Here is a 9261-nt window from a genome sequence, read left to right on the forward strand (position 1 = left end):
ATATATCATGTTTAAAAATTATATTAAAATAGCTTTTAGAAGTTTAAAAAAACGTATTTTTTTTACTTTCCTAAATACCTTTGGCTTAGCGATTGGTATTGCGGGTGCAATTCTTATTAGCTTATATATTTATGATGAGTTTAGTTATGATACTATGTTTAAAGATGCAGATCGCATTCATAGAATAAACGGAGATATAAAATTTGGTGGTGAGGCTAGAAAGTTTGCGGTAACCCCTGCTCCAATGGCCGATGCTTTAAGGAGTGATTTTTCTGAAGTAGAAATGGTGACTCGCTTTAGAACTTGGGGAAGTGCATTAGTAAGAAAAGCAGATACGGAGGCCAATATTAAAGAAGAATCTACAACGTATGTAGACGATAGTTTTTTTCAAATGTTCGGCATAGATTTATTGGTTGGTGATAAGGCGACTGCATTGCAAGAACCAAACACACTAATTTTAACAAAGTCGGCGGCGGAGAAACATTTTGGGTCATTAAAAAATGTATTGGGAGAAAGTGTGCTCTTAAATAATACAGAAACATATACTGTTGTTGGTGTTATAGAGGATTTGCCATTAAATTCATTTCTAAGGGAACATACTGTTTTTATGGCAATGGCTGGGTATGCCGATTCCAAAATAGTCAATTGGGGAAGTAACAATTATCAAACTTTTATCAAACTTATTCCAGGAGTAGACGTTGCAGATATACAAGTGGGGTTACAAGCTTTTTTAGGGAAATATGTGATACCAGGTATACAACAATTTATGCCAGGTGTTACCGAAGAACAATTAAGAGCCGCAGGAAACCATCTTTTTTATGATACTGTAGCGCTAACAGATATTCATTTAAGCTCAAATTTGGTTGCAGAGATAACTCATAATAATGATATTCAAAGTATATATATTCTGTCTTTTATAGCCATCTTTCTTATTGTATTAGCAGCTGTAAATTTCATGAATCTTTCTACGGCACATTCTTTAAAAAGAGCTAAGGAAGTAGGGGTAAGAAAAACATTGGGCTCTAATAAAAGCGAGTTGGTACAGCAATTTTTAATTGAATCAGGGTTAATTTCTTTTCTATCTTTAGTGTCGGCTTTAATTATTGCAATTATTGCTCTACCATTTTTTAATGAATTGGCAGATAAGAACATATCTATGCCTTATACTAGCCCTGTTTTTTGGGTAATTTTGTTGGGAGCAACTTTAGTTTTAGCTCTTTTTTCTGGAAGTTATCCTGCATTTTTTATGTCTCGATTTATTCCTGTAAAAGTGCTAAAGGGTGGAGGCCAAAATAGTGTGGGAGGTGGTACTATTAGAAATTCATTGGTCATTTTTCAATTTGCGGTATCCGTTCTTCTAATAATAAGTACGCTTGTAGTATATCAGCAATTAGAATATATACAAGACAAAGATTTAGGGTTTTCTAAAGATCAGGTTTTAATTGTTAATGATGTATATGCCGCTGGTACAAAAGCAGAAACGTTTAAAAAGCAAGTAAAAGATTTGGGGTTTGTTAAAAATGCAACATTGAGTAGTTTTTTTCCAACACCATCTAACCGAAGTGATAGTACTTTTTCTCCAAAAGAAGGTGGAGAGCAGCAAGAAGATGCCATTAGCATGCAGATATGGGGTGTAGATTATGATTATGTGGCTACCATGGATTTTGAAATACTAGAAGGCCGAAATTTTGATACACAATTCGGTAACGATTCTACGAACATCATTGTAAATGAAACCGCTGTAAAAAATATGGGGTTATCTATTAAAGAAGCCCTAGGTAAGCAATATACCCCAGATATGGGGGCTGATAATCCGCTATATTATACCATTATTGGAGTGGTTAAGGACTTTCATTTTTCTTCCTTAAAAGATAATATAGAAGCGTTGAGCCTTACTTTAAACAGTAGTGCCAATTCTATGGCAATAAAATTAAATGCTGGTAATTTTTCTAATGCTATTGCAGCCATAGAGAATATTTGGAGTGAGATGGCTCCGGGCCAACCTTTTGATTACTATTTTATGGAAGATTCATTTAACAGAACCTATGAAGCAGAAAAACGTTTGGGTAACATTTTTATCATTTTTACCATGCTTTCTATTTTAATAGCGTGTCTTGGATTATTTGGATTAGCTGCCTTTAATGCAGAGAAACGAACAAAAGAGATTGGAGTAAGAAAAGTTTTGGGAGCAAGCGTAGGCCAAATTACGTATACGCTTATTAAAGATTTTCTCAAACTGGTTGGTATAGCCATTCTCATTTCGCTTCCTGTTGGTTGGTATGCTATGAGTAAATGGCTAGAAGATTTTACGTATAGAATAGAAATTAATGGGTGGGTTTTTGTTTTTGCCGCATTATTAGCTGTTATCATAGCGGTATTGACCGTAAGTTATCAGAGTATAAAAGCAGCAATTGTAAATCCAGTTAAAAGTTTAAGAACAGAATAAAAAAATAAACTAAAAACGAGCACCATGTACAAAAACTATATAAAAATTGCTTGGCGAAATCTTTGGAAAAATAAAGGATATAGCTTTCTTAATATTTTTGGTTTAGCCATCGGTATCACCTGTGCTGCGATGATACTACTTTGGGTAGAAGATGAGGTAGGTTACGATAGTAATTTTTCTAAACAAGATGTAGTTTATTATGTGCCAACCAACCAACAATATGAAGGGGAATGGCGAACATTTTTTCAAGCGACGCCAGGCCCTTTAGCACAGGTGTTAAAAGAGGAGGTTCCAGGTGTTGTCGGTAGTGCTAGAACAAGTAGAATGGATTTATTGTTTCAAGTAGGTGAAAAATCTATTAATAAAGGGGGGCGATTTGCTGATCCGGATTTTTTAAATATGTTTAGCCTTTCCTTTATCGAAGGAAATATAGAAACCGCTTTTAATATGTTCGATGCTATCGTTGTTTCTAGAAAAACAGCCACGCAGCTCTATGGAGAAAACACTTCTGCTTTAGGTAAAGTAATTAAAGTAAATAATGATACTAATTATACTATAACGGGTGTTTATGAAAATTTACCAACCAATGTAACCTATAATTTTGATTGGGTAGCTCCTTTTGAAAGGTATGCAGAAGGTAAGGAATGGATGAGGGAATATGGCTCCAATTTTTCGGATACTTTTGTAGAACTTTCTCCAGAAGCAGATGTTAATGCCGTTAATGAAAAAGTTAAAAAGATACTTCCTGCTAAGACAGAAGATGAAGAAACCTATGCTTTTCTACATGCAATGAAAGATTGGCATTTACGATCAAATTTTGAAAGTGAAAAACAAGTAGGAGGGCAAATTGTTTATGTACAGTTATTTTCACTTATTGCCATAATTATTTTGCTTATTGCTTGTATTAACTTTATGAACCTAGCTACTGCGCGAAGTGAAAAAAGAGCGAATGAGGTTGGTGTACGTAAAGTGTTAGGCTCGGATAGAAAAGGTCTAATTTCTCAATTTATGGCCGAAGCTTTGATTACGGCAAGCATTGCAGCTATTGCAAGTATATTACTGCTGAAGTTACTTGTTCCTCAATTCAATACTCTCATAGAAAAGCAATTGGTTTTTTCTTTGTTAAACTCGGTTCACGTATTGGTGTTAATGAGTGTCACTTTGGTATGCGGTTTAGTTGCTGGGTGGTATCCAGCCTTCTATTTGTCCTCTTTTAAACCAGTAGATGTGCTTAAAGGGGCACACAGGAAACAAGGTAGTGCTCCCTTCATACGAAAAGGACTGGTAGCCACACAATTTGTTGTTTCCATAGTTTTCATTATCAGTACAATTATAGTTTACCAACAAGTTCAGCATGTTAAAGGAAGGAATCTAGGGTATGAAAAAGACAATCTTGTTAAAATTCCTGTAACAGGAGATATTATCAAAAATTTTGACCCAATAAAAGAAGATTTATTGGCATCTGGTAGTATTGAAAATTTAGGATTAAACAATTCTGAAATCTTATCAGGCGGTAATAACACATCAGGTTTAGAATGGCAAGGCGGTGTAGATACAGAGGATGTACTAGTTTCTGTAAGAGCCATAAGTTCCGATTTTTTTGATGCTGCAGGAATGCAAATTGTTGCAGGCAGAGGGTTTAGTAATAATCCTCTAAAAGATAGCACCAATATTATAGTTAGTGAGTCTTTTGCACGCTTAATGGGTTTTGGTACAGCTGTTGGTAAAACTGTGGAAAATGACTTTACAATTATTGGTGTAGTTAAAGATTATTTATATGATGATATGTATGGCAGTAGTGATCCTGTACTATTTTTTAATAACCATGAAGATGCACGTTTTTTATATGTGAAAATTAAGAAGGGTATGCCTTTGGGTTCTGCTTTATCCCTTTTAGACAAGGTGTTAAAAAAACACAATCCTGCTTTTCCTTTTGATTATGAATTTGTAGACGATGCGTTTAATGCCAAATTTAAAAGCGAAAAATTAATAGGAAGCCTTTCCCAAATATTTGCGCTATTGGCTATTATTATTTCTTGTTTAGGACTAATAGGATTATCTGCATTTATAGCAGATCAACGACGTAAAGAGATAGGTGTACGTAAAGTTTTAGGGTCTAGCATTTCTGGTATTGTAGGTTTATTGTCCAAAGAATTTCTGCAATTGGTGTTGATAGCTATATTGATTGCAAGCCCTATTGCATGGTGGTTAATGCAAAATTGGTTAGAAAGTTTTGCCTATCGCATCGAGATTAATTGGAGAGTATTTGCAATTGCGGGTCTTGCCGCTATTGGTATTGCACTTATAACAGTCAGCTTTCAAGCCATTAAGGCGGCTTTGGCTAACCCAGTAAAAAGTTTAAGGACAGAGTAATTCATCATCAATCAAAATTAATACGTCATGTTTAGAAATCATTTAAAAATTGCATGGAGGAGTTTAATTAAAAATAGAATATTTACGGGTGCCAATGTCTTTGGATTAACGGTCGCTTTTGCGGTAGCAATTCTTTTGAGTATGGCCGCTTTTTTCGAATTGTCTTACGACCAATTTCATAAAAAAAAGGATGCTATTTATCAAGTTTATAGCTCTGACCAAACTAGTAGAGGTACAGAAATAATCACGGCTAACTCAGTGCCGTTTGCTCCTGCATTAAAAAACGAAGTTCCAGGCATAAAGAACATATCGAGAGCCCTTAGCGAAAATGTTCTAATTACATTTCAGGATAAAGAATTAAACTTTGATGCGGAGTTTGTAGACTCCGAGTACTTTGCAATATTTAGTTTTACTACGATTCAAGGCAATTCAAAAAACCCGATACCCGATAAAAACACTATAGCAATTACAGAAAAAGCTTCTAAAGTTTTATTTGGGAGTATGGATCCTATAGGAAAGACTGTAACTATGCTTTTAAATAAGAAAGAACAGCCTTTTACTATAGCTTCTGTATTAAAAAATATACCTACCCAAAGTACTATTGATTTTGATGTTGTAATTCCTTTTGAAAACCATCCTACATATTTAGATAATATAGAAGATTGGGATGCTAAAAATCACCCCGTTTATATAGAATTAGACAAGAGTATTACGCCTTTACAATTCGAAAAAAGCACCTTTGATTTTACAAATTTACATTTTAAGAATAACATAGAAAACCTAATTAGAGACGGCGCAAAAGCAGATGAGAATGGGCAGTTTAGACAAGTACACTTAACTTTATTTAAAGATATTTCCTTTACTTCTTTTTCTAATAATTTAGTAAAAGTGGATAAAACATTTCCTTACCTCGTTTTGGGAATTGCTTTTTTAATATTGTTTATAGCCAGCGCCAATTTTATTAATATGAGTATTGCCACAAGTTCAAAGCGACTTAAAGAAATAGGCATGCGAAAGACTTTGGGCGCAATAAAGGGGCAATTATTTGTGCAATTTTGGCTCGAAAGTGTTTTTGTTTTTATGATATCGGCGTCTTTTGGAATCTTACTCAGTTATTTTTTATTAGAGCCTTTTCAGACTTTGTTTAGAACAAAAGTCTCTTTTGCAGATATAATAAATCCGATGGTACTTGTCGGGTTTTTTATTGGAGTTTTTGGGATTACTTTTATTGCAGGAGGGTACCCTGCTCTTTTATTAAGTAAGTTAGGTACGTTACAAGCATTAAAGGGGAAGTTGGGTGTTGCCGGAAAAAATGGAGTGCGTAATACGCTTATTATAATTCAATTTGCCATAGCAATAATTTTAATCAGTTGTACTTTGGTATTACAAGGACAGCTACAATATATGCGGAATAAAGATTTAGGGTTTAATAAAGAGCAAGTAATATCTATTCCTTTAAATGGTAAAAGGGATAGTTATAGAATGGTTGAGTTATTACGAAATGAACTGCAAAATAATCCGAATATTTTAAATGTAACGGGCGCAGATAATAATTTAGGCAGGGGTAAAGATGGTAGTATGTCTACTAGTAAATTAGGTTTTGATTATAAGGAACATGGTGTAACTACCAATATGCTTGTAGTAGATTATGAATATGCAAAAACGCTAGAATTAGAATTAGTTGCTGGGCGCACTTTTAGTAAAGAGTATAAAGCGGATAATCTAAGTTTAGTTATTAATGAAACTATGGCAAGAGAACTTAATGAGTCTAATCCTCTAAACGCTCGTATTGTTTTAGATGATTCTATAACGTATTCTGTAATTGGGGTAGTGAAAGATTATAATTTTCAGGGTCTTAATAAAAGAATAGAACCCCTTACACTATTTATGGATAAGGAATGGAGTCTATATTATGCATATGTAAAAATAGCTCCTAAAGCTATTGTTCAATCTTATGATGCTATAAAAGAAGCATGGAAAAGAATAGAGCCAAATGCAGAGTTTCAAGGCTCTTTTTTAGATGAAAATTTAGATAGAACTTTTGCCAGAGAAAAAACAATGACAACAATTATTACCTGTGGTTCGATAATAGGTATTGTGTTAAGTTGTATTGGTTTGTTGGCAATTTCTTTATTAATGGTATCGCAAAGGACAAAAGAAATTGGTATTCGCAAAGTGGTAGGTGCAAGTGTTTCTTCTATTACTGTGTTGTTGACTAAGGATTTTTTAAAATTGGTAGGTATTGCCTTTGTTATAGCAACTCCGATATCTTGGTATATGATGAACGAATGGTTACAAGAATATGCCTTTCATGTATCCTTAAGTATATGGTTTTTTATAGGGGCTGGCTTTTTAACCTGTTTGTTGGCATTGATAACAATTGGAGGTAGGACTATTAAAGCAGCATCTGTTAATCCTGTAAAAAGTTTACGAACGGAATAAAAAAACTATAAACTTTTTACTTTTAGAGTATTTAAGTAAAAAGTTTATTCAAAATAAATAAGAGAAGATATGCTATTAAAACTAAACAATATTTTTAAATGGGTACAATCAGGAGGGCAACGTGTTTTTCTATTAAAAGATATAAACCTTTCGATTGAAGAGGGAGAGTTTATTTCAATTATGGGCCCCTCAGGTTCAGGGAAGTCTACTTTATTGAATGTTATCGGAATGCTGGATGATTTTGATGAAGGGGAGTATAATTTTTTGGATGAATCTGTTCATAATTTAAAGGAAAAACACCGTGCTAATTTATACAAGCAATACATTGGGTTTGTTTTTCAAGCCTATCATTTGCTTGATGAACTTACGGTGAAAGAAAACCTCGAAATGCCTTTATTGTATAGTAAAAAAAGTAGTTCGGAACGTAAATCTCTAGTGGCGGATATGCTCGATAGATTTAATATTGTTGGTAAAAAAGATTTATTTCCATCCCAATTAAGTGGAGGGCAACAACAATTAGTGGGTATTGCAAGAGCTTTAATCAGTAGCCCAAAATTAATCTTGGCAGATGAGCCTACGGGCAATTTAAATTCCAAACAAGGGGAAGAGATTATGGAACTCTTTAAGCAGTTGAATGATGAAGGTGTAACGATAATTCAAGTAACCCATTCTAAAAAAAATGCTGCGTATGGTTCAAGAGTAATTAATCTTCTTGATGGTAGGCGTATTTAGGCTAAAGAGATATTTTGTTAAACTTATCTCCTTTCCAATAATTAGATGATTTTTTATTAATGGCTATTTTTTTAGGAATTGCAGTTGTACTAATTCTTCTAAATCTGTTCTGGCAGTCTGATTGGTTATGGAGTAGATAGTTTCAATTTCTTTTACTGTAAAAAATCTGTTTTTATCCTTTTTTATCCAATAGAGAATTTGTGCCTGACGTTCGTTGATATTTGGAAGTTGTATAAATTTGGACAATTTTTTTGCTCCTTTTTCTTTTTAGCAATGTATTTTTTTAAGTCTTCAAAAGCTTGAATTAGTGTTTTTACCTGATAGTGAATAAAATAGGAAACATCCATATCATCCATTTCGGTGTATAAATATGCTTTCTCATACTGTACTTTGGTTTTCATTATAACCCGAGATATGGAAAGATACTCTGCTAGTCAATACCCATTTTTTAATAAATACCAATAAAAAATTGCCCTTGCCGTTCTACCGTTTCCGTCAACAAATGGATGAATATATCCTATTAAGAAATGTAAAATAGATGCTTTTACTATTGGGTGAATAAAGTTTTTTTTAGGATTGTTATTAAAAAAAAGCACAGAACGATTCCATTAATTCGTTAAGCTCTTCAAATTTTGGAGGAGTATGAATAATTTCCCCTGTAATTTCGTTCATAACATGTACATCATCCGTATTTCTAAAAACACCAGTATGTTCTTCATCTAGAGTCTTATGGGTAACTAACGCATGAATTTGGAATATTTTTTCAATAGAAATATCATTTTCTTGATGCTCACTAATGTATTGAGTGGCTTGGTAATTATTCAATATCATTTGCTCCGATTTATTTATTGGTTTTTTATTCTTTCGGAGCATTTCTTTCGCCTTAACTCTGGTGGTAGTTACGCCTTCAACCATAGAAGAAAATATAGATTCTTCCATTAGAGCATTGTTGAGGTATTGCTCTTTATCTAAATCGGATAGTAATTTGTCTTTTTGAATACCAGCACCGAAATTAAAATCTAGGTAGTGTAGTTTTTGTTGTAGAGGTTTGTTTACCTGATATTTGTAGTCAATTCCTATTTTATTTGGAAACCCTTTTTCGGTATCAAATTTTCTCAGGGTGTAATTATTCAAATTTAGAGACCTTCGAGTTTTTACAAGTTGCCAAACCTCTTTTCCATAATTTTTCGGGTTCTCCAATTTTAGAGACTTGGGTTTCTCTATATATTTAACTTTATCCCAGTATAAATAATCTTCCTCAATTTTAT

7 protein-coding genes and 1 pseudogene are annotated in these 9261 nt (G+C 33.4%); 4 read left to right on the top strand and 4 right to left on the bottom strand.

Annotation, left to right across the window (positions count from 1 at the left end; all coding sequences use genetic code 11):
* The first annotated feature begins 7 nt into the window (after positions 1 to 7).
* The 4 genes from QZZ51_RS07365 to QZZ51_RS07380 all read left to right on the top strand — a co-directional run bounded on the left by QZZ51_RS07365 (position 8) and on the right by QZZ51_RS07380 (position 7993).
* A complete protein-coding gene (locus QZZ51_RS07365; protein WP_291868022.1) occupies positions 8 to 2446 on the top strand; it encodes an ABC transporter permease in 2439 nt (812 codons plus the stop codon).
* Between the two features lie 24 nt (positions 2447 to 2470).
* The gene (locus QZZ51_RS07370) at positions 2471 to 4819 is read left to right on the top strand and encodes an ABC transporter permease (protein ID WP_291868025.1); all 2349 of its coding nucleotides are present in this window, start codon (positions 2471 to 2473) and stop codon (positions 4817 to 4819) included.
* 27 nt (positions 4820 to 4846) lie between these two features.
* Positions 4847 to 7261 (top strand): ABC transporter permease, encoded by a 2415-nt coding sequence (locus tag QZZ51_RS07375; RefSeq protein WP_291868027.1) that lies wholly within the window; start codon positions 4847 to 4849, stop codon positions 7259 to 7261.
* Between the two features lie 69 nt (positions 7262 to 7330).
* The gene (locus QZZ51_RS07380; RefSeq protein ID WP_291868030.1) at positions 7331 to 7993 is read left to right on the top strand and encodes an ABC transporter ATP-binding protein; all 663 of its coding nucleotides are present in this window, start codon (positions 7331 to 7333) and stop codon (positions 7991 to 7993) included.
* Between the two features lie 63 nt (positions 7994 to 8056).
* Here QZZ51_RS07380 and QZZ51_RS16640 read toward each other — a convergent pair whose 3' ends face one another.
* The 4 genes and pseudogenes from QZZ51_RS16640 to QZZ51_RS07390 all read right to left on the bottom strand — a co-directional run.
* Positions 8057 to 8239, bottom strand: a complete 183-nt coding sequence (locus QZZ51_RS16640; RefSeq protein ID WP_366511953.1) for a DeoR family transcriptional regulator — start codon at positions 8237 to 8239, stop codon at positions 8057 to 8059.
* Positions 8176 to 8394 (bottom strand): hypothetical protein, encoded by a 219-nt coding sequence (locus QZZ51_RS07385; RefSeq protein ID WP_291868032.1) that lies wholly within the window; start codon positions 8392 to 8394, stop codon positions 8176 to 8178. Before QZZ51_RS07385 ends, QZZ51_RS16640 begins: the two co-directional genes overlap by 64 nt.
* A gap of 33 nt (positions 8395 to 8427) precedes the next feature.
* On the bottom strand, positions 8428 to 8589 hold the full coding sequence (locus QZZ51_RS16645) for a Fic family protein (RefSeq protein WP_366511954.1): 162 nt from the start codon (positions 8587 to 8589) through the stop codon (positions 8428 to 8430).
* A pseudogene (locus QZZ51_RS07390) lies at positions 8576 to 9261 on the bottom strand (cell filamentation protein Fic); the annotation flags it as partial. The pseudogene QZZ51_RS07390 and the gene QZZ51_RS16645, both read right to left, overlap by 14 nt.

The sequence above is a fragment of the Maribacter sp. genome (assembly GCF_016744255.1).
GTDB lineage: Bacteria > Bacteroidota > Bacteroidia > Flavobacteriales > Flavobacteriaceae > Maribacter_B.

What these genes read in the sequence shown, in the direction of transcription:
- QZZ51_RS07365 (WP_291868022.1), top strand. Translation starts at nt 8, where the DNA reads ATGTTTAAAAATTATATTAAAATAGCTTTTAGAAGTTTAAAAAAACGT.
- QZZ51_RS07370 (WP_291868025.1), top strand. Translation starts at nt 2,471, where the DNA reads ATGTACAAAAACTATATAAAAATTGCTTGGCGAAATCTTTGGAAAAAT.
- QZZ51_RS07375 (WP_291868027.1), top strand. Translation starts at nt 4,847, where the DNA reads ATGTTTAGAAATCATTTAAAAATTGCATGGAGGAGTTTAATTAAAAAT.
- QZZ51_RS07380 (WP_291868030.1), top strand. Translation starts at nt 7,331, where the DNA reads ATGCTATTAAAACTAAACAATATTTTTAAATGGGTACAATCAGGAGGG.
- QZZ51_RS07385 (WP_291868032.1), bottom strand. Translation starts at nt 8,394, where the DNA reads ATGAAAACCAAAGTACAGTATGAGAAAGCATATTTATACACCGAAATG.